Source organism: Corynebacterium sp., from assembly GCF_030535495.1.
Lineage (GTDB): Bacteria > Actinomycetota > Actinomycetes > Mycobacteriales > Mycobacteriaceae > Corynebacterium.
This window is the reverse complement of record NZ_JAUNRW010000039.1, coordinates 1-19,475: the sequence shown is the minus strand read 5'-3', so window position 1 is coordinate 19,475 and position 19,475 is coordinate 1. Positions and strand designations below refer to the sequence as shown.

Genomic DNA, 19,475 nt, shown 5'->3' with positions numbered 1-19,475 from the left:
ATGGAGAGGATGTTCACGCAGGCCATTGTGCTCCTTCGGCGGGAGAAAACACAATCACTCGGGTGCCTCCGACCCCTCTCCCAGTCCACGTGGAGCAACGTCGGTCAGCTCGACAAGAACCGCGATTGGAGTTCATCGGTATTCCGGCGCGAACGTTCCTGCCATTCCGCGGCATGATGCTCCGGAACAGCCACCCAGGCCAGGTAGGCGCCGACCGCCTCTGCGTAGTCGTGGAGCGTACGCATCGTCGGGTTGCCGTGCCCTGCCTCGATCCGGGAGACAGCCGACTTGCTGGTGCCCATTCGATTCGCCACATCCTCCTGCCGGAGACCCCGCTTCTTGCGGATGGCGAACAGCTGAGCTGTGAGCTCGGCATAGGAGTCTGCATTCTTGACGGCCAGCACATCGCGGTCCCAGTCGGTGTCGGTCACCAGGGGTCCTCCTTTCAGAAGAGGAAATGTTGCTGTTTATGGTAACTCACTACCTCGCGCTGCGTCTCCTGCAGCGTCACCGGCGGTCGGAATCACTCCATGAGGTCGCGGCCCGCAATGCCCGTCGCCTCAGTCCTCGTCCCCGTCGTCCCCGGCGCGATCGAGCACCTCCACCACGACGGAGCGCACGCGCATGCGGCCCCGCCGGTCGCGGCCGCCCTCGGCGGTCAGGCGCAGCCCGCAGGTCTCCACGGTGGAGTTCGGCAGGGGCACGCGGCCGATCTCGTAGCCGATGAGGCCACCGACGGATTCGACTTGGTCCTCGATCTCGTCGCTGAACTCGATGTCGATGTCGTAGTCGTCGTCGATCTGCTCGCGCAGATCCTCCAGGGACAGCCGCGAGACGGCGCGGTAGGTGCGGTCGCCGATGAGCTCGATGGGGGCAACCTCGGCGATGTCGTACTCGTCGGCGATCTCACCGACGATCTCCTCGAGGATGTCCTCCATGGTGATCAGTCCGGCGATGCCGCCGTACTCGTCGACGAGCATCGCCATGTGGATCTTGTCCCGCTGCATCTCATGGAGCAGCTCGTCGAGATTCTTCGAGTCCGGGACGAAGGTGGCCGGACGCATGACGTCGGTGACTGCCACCGAGGAGCCGCCGTCGGCGAGGTGGTAGGTGTGGCGCACCAGGTCCTTGATGTAGACGATGCCGAGGATGTCGTCGATGTTCTCGCCGACGACCGGTACGCGGGAGTGCCCGGAGCGCACGCACAGGGTGGAGGCCTGTCCGGCGTGTTTGGATTCCTCGATCCAGATCATCTCGGTGCGCGGCACCATGACCTGGCGTGCCGTGGTGGAGGCGAGGTCGAACACCGACTGGATCATGCGGCGCTCCTCCACCTCCACGATGCCGTGTTCCTGGGCGATGTCGACCATCTCGCGCAGTTCCACCTCGGTGGCGTACGGCCCGTGGCGGAAGCCGCTGCCGGGGGCGATAAGGTTGCCGATCCAGATGAGGACCCGCGCCACCGGTCCCAGCACGTAGGCCACCGCCTGCAGCACCACCGCGGAGCGCAGGGAGATGGAGTACGGGTTTTTGCGGCCCATGGTGCGGGCGAACACCCCGACCACGGCGTAGGTGATGAGCGCGACGCCCACGATCGCCAGCAGGATCGCCCACACCTCGGATTCGAAGACGTCACGGGCCAGGGCGGCGGCGAAGACGGCGGCGGTGGCGTCGAGAAGCGTCTTGAGCAGGATGAGCAGGTTGATGTTGTCCGCGCGGTGCTCGATGACCTTGAGCAGCGCCCGGGAACCGGCGACCTCGTCTTTGACCATGCCCTCCACGCGGGCGCGGGAGATCGAGCTGACGGCGGATTCGACCGTGCCGACCAGGCCGGACAGGCCGAGGGCCAGCACCGTGACCACGCTCAGCCAGACGGTGTCAACCTCCATCACTGCTCACCGGCGGGCTCACCGATGGCGGGGATGCCTCCCCCGGGGACAACCTCGTCGAGGGCCTGCCGGTCGGCGGCCGAGGGGAAGGCCTGCGCGCCGGTGGGCTTGGGCTGGTACTCCACGCCGCGGCGGGCGACGTCGTCGTACCAGTCGGCCAGCAGCTCGTTCTGCAGGGCGAACATCTCGCGCTCGTCGGCGGGGGTGGCGTGATCATAGCCGAGCAGGTGCAGGCACCCGTGGACGGTGAGCAGGGCCAGCTCGTGGTCGAGACCGTGGCCGGCGGCCTTCGCCTGCTTGGCGGCGAACTCCGGGCACAGGACGATGTCCCCGAGCAGCGCCGGACCGGGGCCCTTGGTGTCGGGGCGCATGCCCAGAGCGGTCCCGGAACCGGGGGTGAGCTCATCCATGGGGAAGGTCATCACATCGGTGGGACCCTCCAGATCCAGCCAGCGGACGTGGAGGTCGGTGATCGTCTTGAGGTCGACGATGTGGATGGACGCCTCGGCGTCAGGGTGGATGTCCATTTCGCCGAGGGCGAAGGAGGCGACGTCGATAAGCATCTCCTCGTTGACGCCCGCGGAACCGGATTCGTTGAAGACCTCGATGCTCACGCTATTTCTCCTCGAAGGCGTCGTAGGCGTCGACGATGCGGCCGACGAGTGAGTGGCGGACCACGTCCTGGCTGCTCAGCTCCGCAAACCAGATGCCCTCCACCCCGCGGAGGATCTCCCGCACCAGGCGCAGGCCCGACTTCTGGCCGGTGGGCAGATCGACCTGGGTGATGTCACCGGTGACGATCATCTTGGAGCCGAAGCCCAGGCGGGTGAGGAACATCTTCATCTGCGCCGGGGTGGTGTTCTGGGCCTCGTCGAGGATGACGAAGGCGTCGTTGAGGGTGCGCCCGCGCATGTAGGCCAGCGGGGCGACCTCGATGACCCCGGCGTCCATGAGCTTGGGGATCATCTCCGGATCGAGCATGTCGCGCAGCGCGTCGTAGAGCGGGCGCAGGTACGGGTCGATCTTGTCGTTGAGGGTGCCGGGCAGGAAACCGAGCTTCTCGCCGGCCTCCACGGCCGGGCGGGTGAGGATGATGCGGCTGACCTGCTTGGCCTGCAGCGCCTGCACGGCCTTGGCCACCGCCAGGTAGGTCTTGCCCGAACCGGCCGGGCCGACGCCGAAGACGATGGTGTGCTCGTCGATCGCGTCGACGTACTCCTTCTGCCCCAGCGTCTTCGGGCGGATGGTCCTGCCGCGGCGGGAGACGATGTCGCTGGCGAGCACCTCGCTCACGGACTGCGGGGCCTCCACGGTGACGATGGACACCGCGTGCTTGACCGCCTCCGGGGAGATGACGTGCCCGCGGCGGGCGATGGACTCGAGCTCCTCGAGCACCTTCACCGCGCGGGCCACCTCGAAGTCGGGGCCGGTGACGGTGACGCGGTGCCCGCGGGCGTGGAAGTCCGCGTCGATCTGGTTGTCCAGCACCCGCAGGTTCTCGTCGTTGATGCCGAGCACCGACTGGGTGTACGCCGAGTCGAGCTCCACCTTCCGGGTGATCACTTGTACTGCCAAGGGCCTGCTTTCGTCTCGAAAATCTAGGGGGAAGCCTACCAGCGCTGCGTGAGCACGCCGATGGCCGACAGCGCCACCATCGCCGCACTCGCCGTGCGCAGCACCTCGGGGCCGAGTTTCACGGCCGCAGCGCCAAGTTCCGCCAGCTCCTCTGCGCCGATACCGCCCTCGGGGCCGACGATGAGCACCAGCTCCTCGACGTCGAGGTCGATCTCGCGCAGCGGGGTGGCGGCGTCCTCGTGGAGGACCAGGGCCTTCTTGTCGGCGATGAACTCCGCCACCTGTGCGGTGGACATGAGGGGGTGGATCTGCGGGATGCGGGTGCGGCGGGACTGCTTGGCCGCGGCCAGGGCGGCCGCCTCCCACTTCGCCACGCCCTTGGCGGCCTTCGGCCCGGCCCACTTGGCCACGCACCGCTGCGCCTGCCACGGCACGATCGCATCGGCCCCGGCCTGCGTGGCCAGGTCCACGGCCAGCTCCGAGCGCTCCGCCTTCGGCAGCGCCTGCACCACGGTCACCCGGGGGCGGGGGTGCTTATCGACGCCCCACTCCACAACCTCACCCGTGAGCTCATCCTTGCCGCGGGTGGCGGTGACGGTGACGGTGGCGTGGGTGCCGTGGCCGTCGATAAGCAAGATCTGCTCACCGGCGACAATGCGCTTGACGGACACCGCGTGGCGGCCCTCCGGGCCGGCGAGCGTGACTGTGCCGTCGAAGGGCCCCGGGTGGTAGAAGACCGGCAGGCTCATCGGTTGCGGAACTTGCCCTTGAGGCGGGAGAAGAAGCCGGAATCCTCCTCGCCCTCGCGGGTGACGGAGGCCGATTCGGCGCGGTGCTCGCGCAGCTGCTCGAGGAGTTCGCGGGTGCGCTCGTCGATCTCGGTGGGCACGACAACCTGGACATGGGCGATGAGATCACCGCGGCCCTCGGTGCGCAGGCGCGGCATGCCCTCGCCGGCCAGGTGCAGCTGCTCGAGCGGCTGGGTGCCCGCGGGGATGTCGATCTGCAGCTCCCGGCCCGCCAGATCCTCCACGGTGACCTGCGCACCCAGGGCGGCGTCGACGGCCGGGACCTGGACGGACAGGTGCAGGTTCTCACCCTCGCGCTGGAAGACGGGGTGCGGGCGGGTGGAGATCTCCACGTAGAGGTCGCCGGCCGGGCCGCCACCGTGGCCGACCTCGCCCTGTCCGGCCATGCGGATGCGCATGCCGTTGGCGATACCCGCCGGGACGTTGACCACGAGGTCGCGGCGCTTCTTCATACGTCCCTGGCCCGAGCAGCGGGTGCAGGGATCCTGGATGATCTCGCCGAAACCCGCACACGCCGGGCACGGGCGCGAGGTCATGATGTTGCCCAGGAAGGAACGCTGGACCTCCTGCACCTCACCCTGGCCGTGGCACTGGCCGCAGGTGACGGGCTTGGCCTGGGACTCGGACCCGGAGCCCGCGCAGTGGTCGCACACCACGGCGGTGTCGACGGTGATGTCCTTTTTCACCCCGGCGAAGGCCTCCTCCAGGGTGATGGCGGCCCGCAGGAGGGCGTCGTTGCCGGGCTGCACGCGGGAACGCGGACCGCGGGAGCCACCGGCGCCGCCGCCGAAGAAGGCCTCGAAGATGTCGCCGAAGCCGCCGCCTCCGCCCCCACCGAAGCCGCCGCCGTGGCCCTGCTCCATCGGGTCGCCGCCCATGTCCACCACGCGGCGCTTCTCCGGGTCGGTGAGCACCTCGTGGGCCACCGAGGCCTCGCGGAACTTCTCCGCCGCCTCCTCCGTGGAGTTCACGTCCGGGTGGTACTTGCGTGCCAGCTTGCGGTAGGCCTTCTTGATCTCCGCATCCGACGCAGACTTGTCGACGCCCAGAATTCCGTAATAATCACGAGCCACGATGAATTGCTTTCCTTCAATAACCTAGTACGCGGATAACCGCCTGAATGTTACTCTCCGGCCAGAACCCGGCTGACATACCGTGCAACGGCCGAGACCTTCGAGATTGTTCCCGGGTAGTCCATGAACGTGGGCCCGACCACACCGAGGCCGCCGAGCGCATGCCCGTCGGAGCCGTAGGCGGTGGCCACCACCGAGGCGTCCCGCAGGTCTTCGTCCTCGTTCTCCTCGCCGATGAGCACGTGCACATTGCCCAGGTCCGGAACGTTGGCCAGCAGTTTGAGCACGGTGACCTGCTCCTCCAGGGCCTCGATGACCCCGGGGAGCCCGGCCGCCCGGGTGAGGTTGGACGTGCCCGCCAGGATGAGGCGGTCCGTGGGCTGGTCCACCAGGGTCTCCACCAGCCGGGTCGCCGCGCGGGTCAGGGCGTGGGCGATGGGCGGCGGCGGATCCTGCACCAGCTCCGCCAGGGAGGTCGATCCCTCCGCCAGCGTCCGGTCCACCAGGGCGTGGCCCAACAGGTCGCGCAGGAGGTGGACGCCGTCGGCGTCGAGGGGCTCCTCGAGCTCGACGTTGCGCTGATCCACCCGCCCGGTGTCGGTGATGAGCACCAGCAGCAGGCGCGTCGGCCCGAGCGAGACGACCTCGATGTGCTTGACGCGCGCCACCTTGAGGTTGGGCAGCTGGATCACCGCGGCCTGGCGCGTGAGCTGGGCGAGCAGGGTCACCGAGCGACGCAGCACATCCTCCAGGTCCACCCCGTCCTCGAGGAAGGTGAGGATCGCGCGCCGCTCGGGTGCCGAGAGCGGCTTGAGGTCATGGATGTGGTCGACGAACTGCCGGTAGCCCTTCTCCGTGGGGATGCGCCCGGAGCTGGCGTGCTGCTGGACGATGTAGCCCTCCGACTCCAGCACCGCCATGTCGTTGCGGATCGTCGCGCTGGACACGCTGAGCTGGTGACGCTCCAGCAGCGCCTTGGAACCGACGGGCTCCTGGGAGGCGATGTAGTCGGCCACGATGGCGCGCAGGACCTCCTGCCGACGCCTGTCCGTCGAAGTCGCCATCTGGCACTCACCTCCCTTGATTGCCAACAGTCTAACGTGTCAGCTCTCCTCCGCCACGAGGATGTCGGTGATGATGCCGTCCGCCAGCAGCCGCCCCGCGTCGGTCAGCGCGATGCGGTCGCCGACATGCTGCAGCAATCCGCCGTGGACATGCTTATCGACGACCCCGTGCCCCCCTTCCGCGATCCACTCCAGCGGGATACCCTCCCGCAGGCGCAGACCCAGCATGATCTGCTCGGTGTGGCGGTCGGCGGCCGAGAGGATCTCCTCCCCCGCGATCGGCAGCTCGCCCTGCGCCAGCCGCGCCGCATAGCGGGCGGGGTGCTTGACGTTGTGGAAGCGGCGGTCGCCGATATGGGAGTGGGCGCCCGGGCCCGCCCCCCACCAGTCGCCGTCGCGCCAGTAGATCTCGTTGTGGCGGCACTCGCCGCCGGGCCGGGCCCAGTTGGAGACCTCGTACCAGTCGAAACCGGCGTCCTCCAGCCTGTCGGCGATCATCTCGTAGCGCCGGGCGTAGACGTCCTCGTCCGGAGCGGGCAGCTCCCCGCGGCGGACCTTACGGGCCATGGCGGTGCCGTCCTCGACGATGAGCGAATAGGCGGAGACGTGGTCCACCCCGGCGTCGAGCACGGCGTCGAGGGTGGCCCGCACATCGTCATCCGTCTCGGTGGGGGTGCCGTAGATCATGTCGAGGTTCACGTGTGCGAAACCGGCGGCGCGGGCCTCTCTCGCGGCCTCCACCGCCCGGCCCGGGGTGTGGGTGCGGTCGAGCACGCGGAGTACCGCCGGGGAGGCGGACTGCATGCCGAGGGAGATGCGGGTGAAGCCGGCGTCGAGAAGCTCGGCGAAAAACTCCGGCGTCGTGGACTCCGGATTGGATTCGGTGGTGATCTCCGCGCCGGGGGCAAGGCCGAAGGTCGAGCGCACCGTGTCGAGGATGCGCGCGAGCCCCTGCGCGCCCAGCAGCGAGGGGGTGCCGCCGCCGATGAAGACGGTGTCGGCGGGCGGGCCTTCCGCAAGGTCGAGTTCCCGGGCCAGGGAGTCGAGGTAGGCGACGGGCGCCATGTCGAGCTCACCCGGGGTGTAGGTGTTGAAGTCGCAGTAACCGCAGCGCGTGCTGCAGAAGGGGACGTGGACGTAGACGCCGAACATTCCGCCCAGGTTAGCTGGCGGCCCCGCGGCGGGCACGTTTGGCGGCGACGCGGGCGACGACGGCGTCGATACGCGCGCGCTCGGCGAGGAACTCCGGCGGGTGTGCACCCCGCATGGAGCGGGCGTGGGCCGGGTAGGCCTGCGCGACGGTGCTCAGCCAGCCCTCGACGGCGGCGGTGACGTGGGTGCCCACGCGCGCGTAGAGGTGCGGCAGGCTCACGGCGTCGAGGTTGTGGGCGACCAGATCGGTCTGGCAGAGGACCCAGTCGACGATCTCCTCCAGGTGCTCGACGACCAGCGCGGTGCGGGCGTCGATCTCGGCGAAGGTGAACAGTTCCTCGAGGGAGGTGGCGTCGAGAAGCTCCGGTTCCACCAGCTGCGAGGAACGCGAGGCCGCCGCGGACAGGACGCCCGAGCGCAGGCCGGAGGTCAGGGCCTGGCGCAGACCGAGCAGCTCGCCGACGATGTGCCGGGAGTCGCGGCGGGCGTCGTCGAGGATCTCCTCGAACTCGGCGAGGCAGTCGACGGTCAGTTCCCCGTCCCAGTCACGGACAGCCTGCAGGAGGTGCTCGATGTACTCGGCGACCTCATCGCCGATGTTGTAGATCTCCTGGGTGAGCTCGCGATGGCGCAGCTCGGCGGCGATCTTCTGCATCGTGGGCTACCCCCTGTCCTTTTCCGGAATCGAGGCTGACTCTAGGCGAGAATTCTGCGCACTCCGGGAGGACTCGCCGTGGACTAGAGTTGTCACCCATGAGCACCCCTGTCCGGCGGGTGGCCGACGCCCTCCGCCTCGAGCTGCTGAGCAGGTCGAACCTGAAGATTCTGCTCGGTGTGGCCGTCGTCGGTGTGCTCGGGGTGGCCGGGGGTTTTCAGGCCGCCGACAGCGAGGTCCCCCGGACCCCGCTTATCGACGCCCCCTCCCCCATCACCGCGGGCCCCGTCGACATCGTCATCCACGGCACCGGACACGTCGAGGACTTCTTCGGCGGCGAGATCGAGACCGTCGACCTCACGGTGACCACCACGGCTCCCCGGCCCGTCGACGCCCTGGCGCTGGCCGAGATCCTGCGTTGGGAGGGCCAGGAGCAGTCCACCTACGCCACCACGCTGCGTACCGAGGGTTCCCCGGTGGGCACGCTCAACCCGGGTGTGCCGGTGGACATCAGCGTGCAGCTGCCCGACGGCGAGGCGGTGCTGGTGCTCAATGCCGTGACCTGGCGGGAGAGCAACCTCGACGGATCGATGCGCTGGTTCGACCCCACCCCGGTGGCGGAGGTGGTCCTGTGAGGCTCTCGACGCAGCGCTTCGCGCTGTACGTGTTCATCCTCGTCGCGATCTCGGTGGGCACGTGGATCTCCGGATTGTTCCCCGCCCCCCAGGATGTCCTCGACCGGCCCTACCTGCGCGCCGCGGAAGGCCTCAGTGGCCACTCCGAGCGCATCGGCACCGTCACCGTCACGGCGGTGGAGACACAGGCGCAGTGGCAGGAGCAGCCCACCCAGGGGATCTTCCTCGTGGTCTCCCTGGCCGCGGAGGTCCCGGAGCCCGTGGGGCTCGACGCGACGCTTATCGACGCCGAAGGCCGCAGCGTTCACCGCCACGCCCTGAGCCGCTGCGGGGTCCAGCAGCCGGGGCTGCCCACCCCCTGCCAGCTCGCCTTCGAGATGGACCCGAGCGCGGTGGCCGGTGCCAGGCTGCACGTGGCCCGCGACAACGTGCTCGCCGAGCGGGAGTTCCTCGTCTTCGATCTGGCGGCGGAGGCGTTGCCATGAACCGCGGCTGGTACCTGGCGGTGATCCCGGCCGTGGCCTTCGCACTCGCCGCCTCCTCCTTCCGTCTCGTCGACGTCTACCTGCCCAACACCCCCAGCGACCGCATCTCCGGGGCCGCGGGCGATACCCTCCACATCGCGCAGACGGCCCCGGTCGAGGGCGTGGACAACCTCGTCGTCGCCGACGTCACCCTCACCCGGGCCGCACTCGTGCGCGAGGAGGAGGAACCGCAGATGGTCGACGGCACCGACATCGACGTCATCGCCGTCGACTTCGACTGGTCTGCACCCCCGGAATCCCCGCTGCGCACCTGCGACCTGCGGCTGGTCAGCGAGGAAGGTCTGACCTACCTGCCGTCCCCGCGCCTGGGATCGGCCCTGGTCTCGGCGTCGCAGGCACTGAGCAGCATGCACCTGTGCACTCCGGAGGACACCCCGGGCCCCCTCATGGACATGGGCGTGGACCTCGGTATCGGCGAGTACGAGGATCCGCCCCGGCCGGAGAGCTGGTCGACCACCGTGTACTTCGTCGTGCCCTCCGGCACCCGCCCCGCCGCGGTGGAAGTGATCTGGCAGCCGCCGACCTACCTGGAGTTCACCGACGTCTCGCTCGATTCCGCGGCGGTCTCGCTCCCGGAGGACGCCTTCAGCAGCCTGTCCAACGCCGGGGCAATGAACACCAGCGCCGCGACGAAGTAGACCATCCGTGCGGTGACCAGGATGTAGGGGTCGACCGCCGCGGCCTCCCACATGTCCAACGGCCCGACGACGGCGCGCCCCAGGTAGAGCACGCCCAGCTCGGTGCTTTTCGCGAGGGTGAACAGCAGGCAGAACATCACCATGGGGCCCAGGCCCGCGGCGGCGATTCTCCCCAGGGAGCTCAGGGTCGACTTCACGGGGCCGAGCAGGGGCTGCGCGGCCTCGTCGAGGGCCTTGCGCGCCTCGGTGTGCAGACGCCCGCGGGTCCGGCCCTCCGCTGCCCGCGCCGCCAGCTGCGAGCCGTAGATCGTCGCACCCAGGGTGAGCCACGCGACGGGGATGATGATGACGTCGTCGGCGCGCGCCACGAGTGTCACCAGCCAGGACACGAAGGCCCCCACGGGGCCGGCGACGTCAAGTGACCAGGCGCGCAGTGACTCCCACCCGTCGATGACCGAGGCGATGACCGCGCGGGTGGCCACCCAGTCGCGCACCCGGGCGATCCCGGTGGTGAGCACGACGGAGAAGGTGACCATCCACAGCACCTCCAGGTAGGCCGACGCCCCCGCCCAGCCCACCGAGCGCTCCCCCAGGGCGAAGACGCCGATGATCTTGCGCATCACGAGGGCAACGACGATGAGGGAGATGAGCACCCACGTGATCTCGTAGTTCGTGCGCCCGAAGTCGGCGGTGAACAGGTTCCGGGAGGTCTCCGAGAGGGTGGCGTCGTGGATGTAGGCGCGGGTGTCCTCCCTAAGCAGGCCGTTGGAGGAGTACACCGTGAGGAAGGGGATGAGCAGGCCACCGATGGTGAGCAGGCGCACCCGGGTGGAGCCCCGCGTCGGATCGCTCACCGCCCGGGAGATGTACGGCAACGAGGGGCGCAGCAACCACAGGGCCGTGATGAGCGAGGTCATCACCGCGATCGGGGCGAGCGGGATGATAAACACCGCCGCCAGCGAGGACCACCCGGAGACGATCACCGCGGCCCAGATGACCAGGGCACGCACCCCGAGTCCCAGGGCGATGACGGTGAGCAGGCTCGCCCAGTGCCGCGCCAGAAGCCGCACCGCGTCCAGGGGTATGGCGACGGTGCGGCTGATCGCCGAGGTCACATAGTCCACGGCGGGAGTATATCCCGGTCAGCGCTTGTACAGGTGGCTGATCGCGTCCGCGTAGCGCTGGGCGACGACGTTGCGCTTGACCTTCATCGTCGGGGTCAGCTCGTTCTCCTCCTCCGTGAGGTCACGGTCGAGGATGTAGAACTTCCGGATTCCCTCCGCCTGGGAGACGGTGGCGTTGACGGTGTTGACCGCGTCCTGGATCTCCGCGCGCAGCGAGGGGTCCATGGCCAGGTCCTTGACGGGGGTGTCCTCGTCGATGTTGTGGTTGAGCTTCCAGCGGTTGAGGGCGTCCTCGTCGAGGGTGACCAGCAGGCCGACGAAGGGCTTGCCGTCGCCGACGACCATCGCCTGGGAGATGAGCGGGTGCGCGCGCAGCGAATCCTCCATCGGGCCGGGCGAGACGTTCTTGCCGCCGGCGGTGACGATGAGGTCCTTCTTGCGGCCGGTGATCACCAGGTGGCCGGACTCCAGCAGCTCGCCGAGGTCGCCGGTGTTGTACCACTCGCCGTCCATGGATTCCGCGGTGGCCTCGTCGTTCTTCCAGTAGCCGTCGAAGAGGATCGGGCCCTTGACCAGGATCTCACCGGCGTCGTTGATGCGGATGGTCACGCCACCCAGCGGGCGGCCGACGGTGCCGATCTTCTGGTCGTCGAAGTCGACGGCGGCCGCGGCGGCGGTCTCGGTGAGGCCGTAGCCCTCGTAGACCGGCACGCCGATGCCGCGGAAGAAGTGGAGGAGCTCGTGGCTCATGGCGGAACCGCCGGTGATGCAGTACTTCACCGAGTCGCCGATGGCGGCGCGGATCTTGGAGTAGACGAGCTTGTCGAAGACCTTGCGCTTGGCCACCAGCGACTTCGACGGTCCCTCCGGGGTGTCCAGCGCGCGGGAGTAGGCGATGGCGGTCTTCTCCGCGCCCTCGAAGATGCGGGCCTTGACGGGTCCACCGTCGGCGGCGTTGGCCGCGGCGGAGTTGCGCACCTTCTCGAAGACACGCGGCACACCGAGGATGAGGTTGGGGCGCGAGCGGGCGAACTCGACGGACAGGGTGGAGAAGTCCGACCAGTGGTTCTGGGTGGCGCCGCCGACGACCACGGCCAGGGACACCGCGCGGGAGAGCACGTGCGCCATGGGCAGGAAGGTGAGCACGCGGGTGCCCGGCACGGCGATGCCGCCGATGGGGTGGCTGAGCACGCCGCGGACCTCGGCGAGCCAGTTCCGGTGGGAGAGCTTGCAGCCCTTCGGCTGTCCGGTGGTGCCGGAGGTGTAGACCAGCGAGGCGAGGTCGTCGGTGGACGTGTTCGCGATGCGGGAGTCGATCTCCTCGGAAGGCACCTCCCGGCCCTCGAACTTGAGGGTGGCCACGGCGGAGGAGTTGATCTCCAGCACGCGGCGCAGCTGGGAGGGCGAATCCTGCAGGCGCGGGGAGCCGTCCTCGGCGAGCACCAGGTGGGAGATGAGCTCGGTGTGGTCGCGGGTCTCGGAGATGGCCAGCACCGCGCCGGAGTCCTCGATGATCCACTGCATCTGCGAGAGCGAGGACGAGGGGTAGATCGGCACGGAGACCGCACCGGCGGCCCAGATGGCGAAGTCGAACAGGGACCACTCGTAGCGGGTGGAGGAGATCAGTGCGATGCGGTCGCCGGGCTGCACGCCGGAGGCCACCAGCCCCTTGGCCACATCAAAGACCTCGGCGACGAACTCTGCGGACGTGACGTTGACCCACTCGAAGTTGGCTGGTCGGGTGAACATCACGCCGTGCGGGTACCGACGCGCGGTGTCCAGCATGGCGGTGAGGCAGGTTTCGCCGGGGGCGATCTCGTAGTCGGCCGGGGTGTGGAACTCCTGCACGGGGCGTCCTCTCGGATCGGGGATACATGACGGTTTCCTCAATAACGCTACCCCTGCACCATCATCCGATGGCGGCCACACCCGCGACTTACAGCAGAACCGGCAGCGAAGTGGCAGGATGTCGGGTGTGACTTACCAGGACGTGCTGAAAGAACTCGCGGACGCCCACGGCGTCGCCACGCGCTACACCGCCAGTGACGGCGAGGAGATCACCGTCACCGATGACACGCTGCTGAAGACACTGCGTGCCCTCGGGGTGGCGCTGTCCGACGCCCCCGCGGAGGACGAGCTCACCGCCGCCCTGCACTCCCACCGGGAGGCCGAATCCATCCGCCCGCTGCCGGCCAGCGTGGTCGCCGTCACCGGCGATGCCCGCACCTTCAACGTCCACGTCCACGACGGGGCTCCGGCTAAGGTCCGCATCATCTGCGAGGACGGCTCCGAGCGCGCCGTGCAGCAGGAGGAGAACTGGAACCCGCCGGTGACCGTCGACGGTCAGGCCTTTGGTGAGGCCACCTTCCGTATCCCGGGTGATCTGCCCCTGGGCTGGCACCGCATCGAGCTGGTGTCGAACGATGACCGCCACGAGTGCGCCCTCATCATCACCCCGGCCCGCCTGTCGACCACCGACCGCTTCGTGGACCAGCCGGTCACCGGTGTCATGGCGCAGATGTACTCGGTGCGCTCCGAGGATTCCTGGGGCCTGGGCGACTTCCACGACATGGGCCAGCTGGCGGAGGTGCTGGCCACCGAGGCCGGGGCCGATTTCCTGCTGGTCAACCCCATGCACGCCGCGGAGCCCCTGCCGCCGGCGGAGGATTCCCCCTACCTGCCGACCACCCGTCGCTTCATCAACCCCATCTACCTGCGCATCGAGGACATCCCCGAGATGGAGCAGCTGGACGAGGACACCCGCTCCGACATCCTCGAACTCGCCGCCGAACTGCGGGAGATGAACCGCTCCGAGGACATCATCGAGCGCAACCCCGTCTACCAGGCCAAGCTCGACGTCCTCCACGAGATGCACCACCACGGCCGCACCCCGGAGCGCGAGGAGGCCTTCCGCGCCTACATCGAGCGCGAGGGCCAGGGCCTGGTCGACTTCGCCGCCTGGTGTGCCCAGCGTGAGTACGAGCAGATCCACGATCAGCGCGCCCACGGTATCGCCCCAGGCATGGACGAGGCCATCAACTTCTACATGTGGCTGCAGTTCCTCTGCGATGAGCAGCTGGCCGCCGCGCAGGCCCGCGCCACGGCCGCCGGCATGAAGATCGGCATCATGGCCGACCTGGCCGTCGGCGTGCACCCCGGTGGCGCCGACGCCCACAACCTCGCCCCCTGGCTGGCCCCCGATGTCTCCGTCGGCGCCCCGCCGGACGGCTACAACCAGCAGGGACAGGACTGGTCCCAGCCGCCGTGGCACCCGACCAAGCTCGCCGAGTCCGGCTACCGGCCGTGGCGCAACCTGCTGACGACGGTGCTGCGCCACTCCGGAGGCATCCGCGTCGACCACGTCCTCGGCCTGTTCCGTCTCTTCGTCATGCCGCGCATGCAGCCGCCGACCACCGGCACCTACGTCCACTTCGACCATGAGGCACTCGTGGGAATCCTGGCCCTGGAGGCCGAGCGCGCCGGGGCGGTCGTCGTGGGCGAGGACCTGGGCACCTTCGAGGCGTGGGTGCAGGATGTGCTGGCCGCCAAGGGCGTCATGGGCACCTCCATCCTGTGGTTCGAGGGCTCCCCCACCGTCGAGGGCCCGCGCCTGCAGCACGAGTACCGTCAGCTGGCGCTGAGCTCCGTGACCACCCACGATCTGCCGCCGACCGCCGGATTCCTGGCCGGCGAGCACATTCAGCTGCGCGAGCGTCTGGGCCTGTTCACCCGCGACGCCGCCGACGAGGACGCGGAGGATCTCTCCTGGCAGGCCGAGGTGCTCGACCGTATCCGGGAGACCGGCTGCTTCGCGGACACCGAGCTGGCCGACACCGAGTTCGCAGGCCGGGAGCGCAATGAGCGCGGCAGCACCGCGGAGCTCATGGAGGGGATCCACCGCTTCATCGCCGGGACCCCCTCGGCGCTGACGTGCATCTCCCTGGTGGACATGGTCGGTGACGTCCGGGCGCAGAATCAGCCCGGTACCACCAAGGACCAGTACCCCAACTGGTGCATCCCCCTGTGTGACGCAGACGGCACCCCGGTGCTCATCGAGGATCTCGCCGGGATGGATCTCTTCCACCGCATCGCGAAGGCGAGCGAGCGCTAGTCAACAGCTGAGTTCGTGCGTTTCTCCCATGCACAAGTATGGGGGATATACACGACCACCAGGGCTGGCGGATCCTAGAGCAGCGTGATCAGCCAGGCGATGAGCACGATCGCCAGGAGCACCCACAGCGACTGGGTCACCCGCGACTGCGGGTACTTGCGCTTGGCCTTGGGCAGCTTCTGGTCCTGTTTACGCAGTTCCTCGGGGTTGGCCATGGTTCTCCTCTAGTTGTCTCTGCCGATTTTCGCCGCCGCCCGCTCCCCCGCCAGGGACACGGTGTCCACCACGCGGACCAGCGCGACGGCGCCGATGGTCGCCAGCGGAACAGCGACGGCCATCACCAGGGGGATCTGCAGCCACAACGGGGCGTTGAGCAGAAACTGGGTGATGGCGTCCATGTCGGATCAATCTACCCCAGTGTCAGCCGAGTTCCACCCCGGCCAGCCCGCGACGGCGCAACAGTGGGGTGACGTCCTTGTCGCGTCCACGGAGACGTCGGAAAGCATCGGTGTAGTCCAGCGACGCGCCGCGGGAGAGGATGTGCTCGCGGAACTGCTCGCCCGCCTCCCGCAGGTCACGGGCCTGCGTGAACCAGTCGAAGCCGTCGGCGTCGAGCGCCTCGGCCCACAGGTAGGAGTAGTAGCCCGCGGAGTAACCGCCGCCGAAGATGTGGTTGAAGTAGGTGGACCGGTAGCGCGGGGCGAGTTCGTCGACGACCAGGCCGGCCTCCTCGAGGGCGGCCTGCTCGAAGTCGCTGATCGACGCCACCTTCCCCGCCTCCTCCGGGCTCAGCGAGTGCCACGCCAGGTCGATGATGGCGGCGGCGAGGTACTCGGAGGTGGCGAAGCCCTGGCCGAACTGGCGGGCGGTGATGGCGGCGTCGAGAAGCTCGGTGGGGATGACCTCCCCGGTGTCGACGTGGCGGGCGTAGTTGCGGGCGATGGCGGGGTCGAAGGCCCAGTTCTCGTTGATCTGGGAGGGGAACTCCACCCAGTCGCGGGGGACGTTGGTGCCGGACAGGCTCGGGTAGCGCACATCAGAGAGCAGGCCGTGGAGGGCGTGGCCGAACTCGTGGAAGAGGGTGGTCACCTGGTCGATGGTCAGCAGCGGCTCGGAGCCGTCGACCGGGTGGGTGATCGACATGACGTTGACCACCACGGGGCGCTTGCCCTGCAGGCCGGACTGGCCGACGAAGGAACTCATCCACGCCCCACCCCGCTTGGAGGGCCGCGCGCGGTAGTCGGTGAGCAGCAGGCCCAGGCCGGTGCCGTCGGCATCTGTGGCCTCCCAGACGTCCACTCCCTCGGCGTAGCCGTGCAGATCCTCCCGCGGAATCACGGTGATGCCGTAGAGGAGGTGCGCGGCGTGGAAGACGCCGTCGATAAGCACCTGGCGCAGGGGGAAGTACTGCGAGAGCTCGTCCTCGTCGAGGGAGTAGTCGCGCTCGCGGACCTGCGACTGCCAGTAGGGCCAGTCGGCGGCGGTGAGCTCCTCCCCTGCCAGTTCACCGGCGAGCTTGCGCTCGGCGTCGGCGTTGGCGGCAGCTGCCGGGGCGAGGTCGAAGAGCAGCTGGCGGGCGGCCTGCGCGGTGCCGGCGGTCTCCTCGGCGATGACGTAGTCGGCGTGGGTGTCATAACCGAGCAGGCGGGCGCGTTCGGCGCGCAGGCGCACCTGTTCCAGGAGATTGTCCCGGTTGGAATCGGCGCCGCGGCGCTGCGAGGCCTCGTACAGGCGCGCGCGGGCCGCGGGGTGCTCGAGGACGAGCTGGTCGGACTGGACGGTGGGCAGCTCGAGGGGGATGACCCAGGTGTCACCGTCGGCGGCGGCGTCGATACGCGCCTGGCTGAGGCCGGCGAGGTGGGCGGGGTCGTCGAAACGCACCGCGAGCTCGCGGGTGTCGGCCAGCAGCTGCCGGCCGAAGGACTCGGACAGGGAGCTCAAGCGCTGGTTGATCTCGGCCAGGCGCTGCTTACCGACGGCATCGAGGTCGGCGCCGCGGCGGGTGAAACGGCGCACGAGCAGCTCGTGAAGCCTGCGGGACTCGGGGTCGGCGGGGACGGGGACGCTGCGCAGCTGCTGGTACAGGGCCTCGTTCTGGTAGATCGCATCCGAATGCGCGGACAGCCGGGGGACGATGTCGGCGATGGCGGCATCCATCTCATCGTTGGAATCGGTGCCCTGCAGGTTGAACAGCCAGGAGGTGACACGGTCGAGCAGCGCCCCGGAAGTCTCCAGGGCTTCGACCGTGTTCTCCCAGGTCGGGGTGCCATGGGAGGTGATCTCCGCGATCTCGGCCCTGTGCTCCTCCAGCGCCGTGTCCAGCGCCGCCACGGCATGCTCGAGGCGGATCTTTTGAAAATCCGGGAGTTCATAGGGCAGGGAGGACGGGGCAAGCAACGGATTCGAGGTCATGTCCCGCCACCCTAGTACCGTTGAGCGCATGAGCGACCACCCGCGTGTGACCGTCACCTGCCCCGCCGGCACCGTCACCGGTGTCAACGAAGGAGAGATCAACCGCTTCCACTCGATCCCCTACTCGCGGATCCCCGGCCCCTTCGAGGACGCGGAGCGGCTCAGCGGCACCGAGCGTATCGACGCCACCGTCTACCGCCCCGACACCATCGCCCTGTCGATCGTCACTCCGGCCCACACCCGCGAGCTGGCCGATCTGCCGGTGGTGGTCTACATCCACGGTGGTCGTTTCGAATCCGGCACCCACGGGGACCGGCGCGCCGATGGTGCCCCCAACGCCGCGGACGGCATCATCACCGTCCACATCGGCTACCGCACGAGATTGCAGGGTTTCGCCCGCTTCCACGACGACGAGCCCGAGCGCTTCCGCGGTATCGACGACTGCCAGCTCGGGCTGGAGTGGGTCCAGCGCAACATCGAGGCTTTCGGCGGGGATCCCACCAATGTCACTCTCGTCGGCCAGTCCGCCGGCGCCACCGTCGCGCTGTGGCTCATGCGGCGCGACCATTTCCGCGGTGCTTTCCGGCGCGTTCTCGCCATGTCCCCGTGTTTCCCGCGGCAGAGCTTCGAGCAGCGCAAGGGCTCCCTGCGGATGGTGCTGGGCAAGCCCGTCACGCGCGCTGTGCTGACACAGCTCGCGGAGCAGAAGCCGGCGGTGCTGCGCAAGGCCTACCAGCGGTTTCGCGGCATTCACGGGCTGGACATGGCGCTGGGTCCGACCGGTTTCGACGGCGCCGAACTCTCCGACATGCCGCTGATGATCACCAGCACCCGCGACGAGCACTACGACATGCCCGCCGGCCGGCGGGTCGACGCCCGCGGGTGGGGGTCGACGGCGGTGCGCCTGCTGGCTCGTCGCATGGGGCTGAGCGGATCGGTGGCCGACTATCTGCGCGCGGCGCAGGACATGGATCCCCAGCGCCCGATGGGTCGGTTGATCGGTGACGCCGCCAACCGGCGGTGGGTGTCCCAGGCCGGGGAGCAGATTCCCGGGCCGGTGTGGATGGTGGAGTTCATCGCCGAGCACGGCCCCGCCCTGCACTGTGCAGAGATTTCTCCGTTGTTCGGCGTCGGCGGTGGCGGCGGTGCGGTGCGTGAGCTGCTGCTGGACTTCGCCCACGGCACCCGCCCGGGGTGGCCGGAATACGGGAGCGACTATGATCGCCAGGTCCGTATAATTTCACTTGACAGCGCACACGATCGTGTGGAGGATGACCCGCTGCACATGGTGAGAGACGCCTTTTCATGAGGAGGAGATGACGTGATGGACCGGTCGGAGTTCACATCCGCCTTCATCGACCAGCTTCCGCAACTCGACGAGCTCACGGAACTTCTCTCCGCTCCGTTGGCAGGTGGAACGCACCTCATCCTCACCAACGACAACCCGTGGGACAACTCCATCTACCAGTTTTACCTGGACCGCGAAGGCAAGATCATCGACTCCGCGGTCCATGACGTGGGCCACTCCCTAGGCCACGAATTCAATACCGGCGATGTCGTGGGGGCGGGTGTGCTCCTGGGTTCCATCCCGGAGAATCTCACCTTCGTCCGCCACACGCGCTGCCCCTACCGCCTGGACTTCTTCTTCTCCGACCTCTCCGCCGACCCGGACCATGAGAGCCACGTACTCTCCTTCTACCGCCACGTCTGGCCCGGGGTACCCGTGGAGGTGGAGGCACTGAGCACGATCGTCGGGCCGTTCTCCCCGGAGATCGTGGCCCGCATCGAGCTGG

At 68.6% G+C, this 19,475-nt stretch carries 20 protein-coding genes; 6 read left to right on the top strand and 14 right to left on the bottom strand.

Features of this window, described 5'->3' with window-relative positions:
* Positions 1-104: 104 nt before the first annotated feature.
* From Q4F73_RS06660 to Q4F73_RS06620, 9 genes are all read right to left on the bottom strand, one after another.
* Positions 105-431, bottom strand: coding sequence for a helix-turn-helix domain-containing protein (locus Q4F73_RS06660; RefSeq protein WP_303358573.1), 327 nt, complete (start codon positions 429-431; stop codon positions 105-107).
* Between the two features lie 129 nt (positions 432-560).
* Positions 561-1,889, bottom strand: coding sequence for a hemolysin family protein (locus Q4F73_RS06655; RefSeq protein ID WP_303358572.1), 1,329 nt, complete (start codon positions 1,887-1,889; stop codon positions 561-563).
* On the bottom strand, positions 1,889-2,503 hold the full coding sequence (gene ybeY, locus Q4F73_RS06650) for an rRNA maturation RNase YbeY (RefSeq protein WP_303358571.1): 615 nt from the start codon (positions 2,501-2,503) through the stop codon (positions 1,889-1,891). The genes Q4F73_RS06655 and ybeY overlap by 1 nt, the downstream gene beginning before the upstream one ends.
* Position 2,504: 1 nt before the next feature.
* Entirely contained in the window at positions 2,505-3,452 is a 948-nt protein-coding gene (locus Q4F73_RS06645; RefSeq protein WP_303358570.1) for a PhoH family protein, read from the bottom strand.
* A 47-nt stretch (positions 3,453-3,499) separates the two neighbouring features.
* On the bottom strand, positions 3,500-4,213 hold the full coding sequence (locus Q4F73_RS06640; protein ID WP_303358569.1) for a 16S rRNA (uracil(1498)-N(3))-methyltransferase: 714 nt from the start codon (positions 4,211-4,213) through the stop codon (positions 3,500-3,502).
* Positions 4,210-5,346 (bottom strand): molecular chaperone DnaJ, encoded by a 1,137-nt coding sequence (gene dnaJ / locus Q4F73_RS06635; protein ID WP_303358568.1) that lies wholly within the window; start codon positions 5,344-5,346, stop codon positions 4,210-4,212. Before dnaJ ends, Q4F73_RS06640 begins: the two co-directional genes overlap by 4 nt.
* Positions 5,347-5,396: 50 nt before the next feature.
* Positions 5,397-6,410, bottom strand: a complete 1,014-nt coding sequence (gene hrcA, locus Q4F73_RS06630; RefSeq protein ID WP_303358567.1) for a heat-inducible transcriptional repressor HrcA — start codon at positions 6,408-6,410, stop codon at positions 5,397-5,399.
* A gap of 39 nt (positions 6,411-6,449) precedes the next feature.
* Positions 6,450-7,562, bottom strand: a complete 1,113-nt coding sequence (gene hemW, locus Q4F73_RS06625) for a radical SAM family heme chaperone HemW (protein ID WP_303358566.1) — start codon at positions 7,560-7,562, stop codon at positions 6,450-6,452.
* 10 nt (positions 7,563-7,572) lie between these two features.
* Positions 7,573-8,217: a hypothetical protein gene (locus tag Q4F73_RS06620; RefSeq protein ID WP_303358565.1), complete on the bottom strand. Its 645-nt coding sequence runs from the start codon at positions 8,215-8,217 to the stop codon at positions 7,573-7,575.
* A gap of 98 nt (positions 8,218-8,315) precedes the next feature.
* On the opposite strand from Q4F73_RS06620, the gene Q4F73_RS06615 reads away from it, so the two are divergent.
* Genes Q4F73_RS06615 through Q4F73_RS06605 form a run of 3 tightly spaced genes read left to right on the top strand, consistent with a single transcriptional unit; the run spans position 8,316 to position 10,035 of the window.
* Positions 8,316-8,852 (top strand): hypothetical protein, encoded by a 537-nt coding sequence (locus tag Q4F73_RS06615; RefSeq protein ID WP_303358564.1) that lies wholly within the window; start codon positions 8,316-8,318, stop codon positions 8,850-8,852.
* A complete protein-coding gene (locus tag Q4F73_RS06610) occupies positions 8,849-9,337 on the top strand; it encodes a hypothetical protein (protein WP_303358563.1) in 489 nt (162 codons plus the stop codon). Before Q4F73_RS06615 ends, Q4F73_RS06610 begins: the two co-directional genes overlap by 4 nt.
* Positions 9,334-10,035 carry a hypothetical protein gene (locus Q4F73_RS06605; RefSeq protein ID WP_303358562.1) on the top strand — a complete coding sequence of 234 codons (702 nt, stop codon included), beginning with the start codon at positions 9,334-9,336 and terminating at the stop codon, positions 10,033-10,035. The genes Q4F73_RS06610 and Q4F73_RS06605 overlap by 4 nt, the downstream gene beginning before the upstream one ends.
* Here the strand turns inward: Q4F73_RS06605 and Q4F73_RS06600 are convergent.
* Both Q4F73_RS06600 and Q4F73_RS06595 read right to left on the bottom strand, forming a co-directional pair.
* Positions 9,921-11,159, bottom strand: coding sequence for a hypothetical protein (locus Q4F73_RS06600; protein ID WP_303358561.1), 1,239 nt, complete (start codon positions 11,157-11,159; stop codon positions 9,921-9,923). The two genes, Q4F73_RS06605 and Q4F73_RS06600, sit on opposite strands and share 115 nt — an antisense overlap.
* Positions 11,160-11,177: 18 nt before the next feature.
* Positions 11,178-12,944 carry a long-chain fatty acid--CoA ligase gene (locus Q4F73_RS06595; RefSeq protein WP_303358574.1) on the bottom strand — a complete coding sequence of 589 codons (1,767 nt, stop codon included), beginning with the start codon at positions 12,942-12,944 and terminating at the stop codon, positions 11,178-11,180.
* A gap of 190 nt (positions 12,945-13,134) precedes the next feature.
* On the opposite strand from Q4F73_RS06595, the gene malQ reads away from it, so the two are divergent.
* Positions 13,135-15,270, top strand: a complete 2,136-nt coding sequence (gene malQ / locus Q4F73_RS06590) for a 4-alpha-glucanotransferase (RefSeq protein WP_303358560.1) — start codon at positions 13,135-13,137, stop codon at positions 15,268-15,270.
* 74 nt (positions 15,271-15,344) lie between these two features.
* Here the strand turns inward: malQ and Q4F73_RS06585 are convergent, their stop codons facing one another.
* From Q4F73_RS06585 to Q4F73_RS06575, 3 genes are read right to left on the bottom strand one after another with little or no spacing between them, the layout of a single operon-like run.
* Positions 15,345-15,485 carry a hypothetical protein gene (locus Q4F73_RS06585; protein WP_303358559.1) on the bottom strand — a complete coding sequence of 47 codons (141 nt, stop codon included), beginning with the start codon at positions 15,483-15,485 and terminating at the stop codon, positions 15,345-15,347.
* A 9-nt stretch (positions 15,486-15,494) separates the two neighbouring features.
* Positions 15,495-15,668: a hypothetical protein gene (locus tag Q4F73_RS06580; protein ID WP_303358558.1), complete on the bottom strand. Its 174-nt coding sequence runs from the start codon at positions 15,666-15,668 to the stop codon at positions 15,495-15,497.
* Positions 15,669-15,690: 22 nt separating this feature from the next.
* Positions 15,691-17,682, bottom strand: coding sequence for a M3 family metallopeptidase (locus Q4F73_RS06575; RefSeq protein ID WP_303358557.1), 1,992 nt, complete (start codon positions 17,680-17,682; stop codon positions 15,691-15,693).
* Between the two features lie 28 nt (positions 17,683-17,710).
* Between Q4F73_RS06575 and Q4F73_RS06570 the strand changes: the two genes are divergently transcribed.
* Both Q4F73_RS06570 and Q4F73_RS06565 read left to right on the top strand, forming a co-directional pair.
* Positions 17,711-18,991, top strand: coding sequence for a carboxylesterase family protein (locus Q4F73_RS06570; RefSeq protein ID WP_303358556.1), 1,281 nt, complete (start codon positions 17,711-17,713; stop codon positions 18,989-18,991).
* 15 nt (positions 18,992-19,006) lie between these two features.
* Positions 19,007-19,475: hypothetical protein (locus Q4F73_RS06565; protein WP_303358555.1), on the top strand; the 469-nt coding region annotated here is incomplete at its 3' end.

Coding starts and splice junctions, on each gene's coding strand:
- Q4F73_RS06655 (WP_303358572.1), bottom strand. CDS start 1,889: ATGGAGGTTGACACCGTCTGGCTGAGCGTGGTCACGGTGCTGGCCCTC.
- Q4F73_RS06595 (WP_303358574.1), bottom strand. CDS start 12,944: ATGCTGGACACCGCGCGTCGGTACCCGCACGGCGTGATGTTCACCCGA.
- hemW (WP_303358566.1), bottom strand. CDS start 7,562: ATGTTCGGCGTCTACGTCCACGTCCCCTTCTGCAGCACGCGCTGCGGT.
- Q4F73_RS06585 (WP_303358559.1), bottom strand. CDS start 15,485: ATGGCCAACCCCGAGGAACTGCGTAAACAGGACCAGAAGCTGCCCAAG.
- Q4F73_RS06620 (WP_303358565.1), bottom strand. CDS start 8,217: ATGCAGAAGATCGCCGCCGAGCTGCGCCATCGCGAGCTCACCCAGGAG.
- Q4F73_RS06570 (WP_303358556.1), top strand. CDS start 17,711: ATGAGCGACCACCCGCGTGTGACCGTCACCTGCCCCGCCGGCACCGTC.
- hrcA (WP_303358567.1), bottom strand. CDS start 6,410: ATGGCGACTTCGACGGACAGGCGTCGGCAGGAGGTCCTGCGCGCCATC.
- Q4F73_RS06615 (WP_303358564.1), top strand. CDS start 8,316: ATGAGCACCCCTGTCCGGCGGGTGGCCGACGCCCTCCGCCTCGAGCTG.
- Q4F73_RS06605 (WP_303358562.1), top strand. CDS start 9,334: ATGAACCGCGGCTGGTACCTGGCGGTGATCCCGGCCGTGGCCTTCGCA.
- Q4F73_RS06580 (WP_303358558.1), bottom strand. CDS start 15,668: ATGGACGCCATCACCCAGTTTCTGCTCAACGCCCCGTTGTGGCTGCAG.
- Q4F73_RS06640 (WP_303358569.1), bottom strand. CDS start 4,213: ATGAGCCTGCCGGTCTTCTACCACCCGGGGCCCTTCGACGGCACAGTC.
- Q4F73_RS06575 (WP_303358557.1), bottom strand. CDS start 17,682: ATGACCTCGAATCCGTTGCTTGCCCCGTCCTCCCTGCCCTATGAACTC.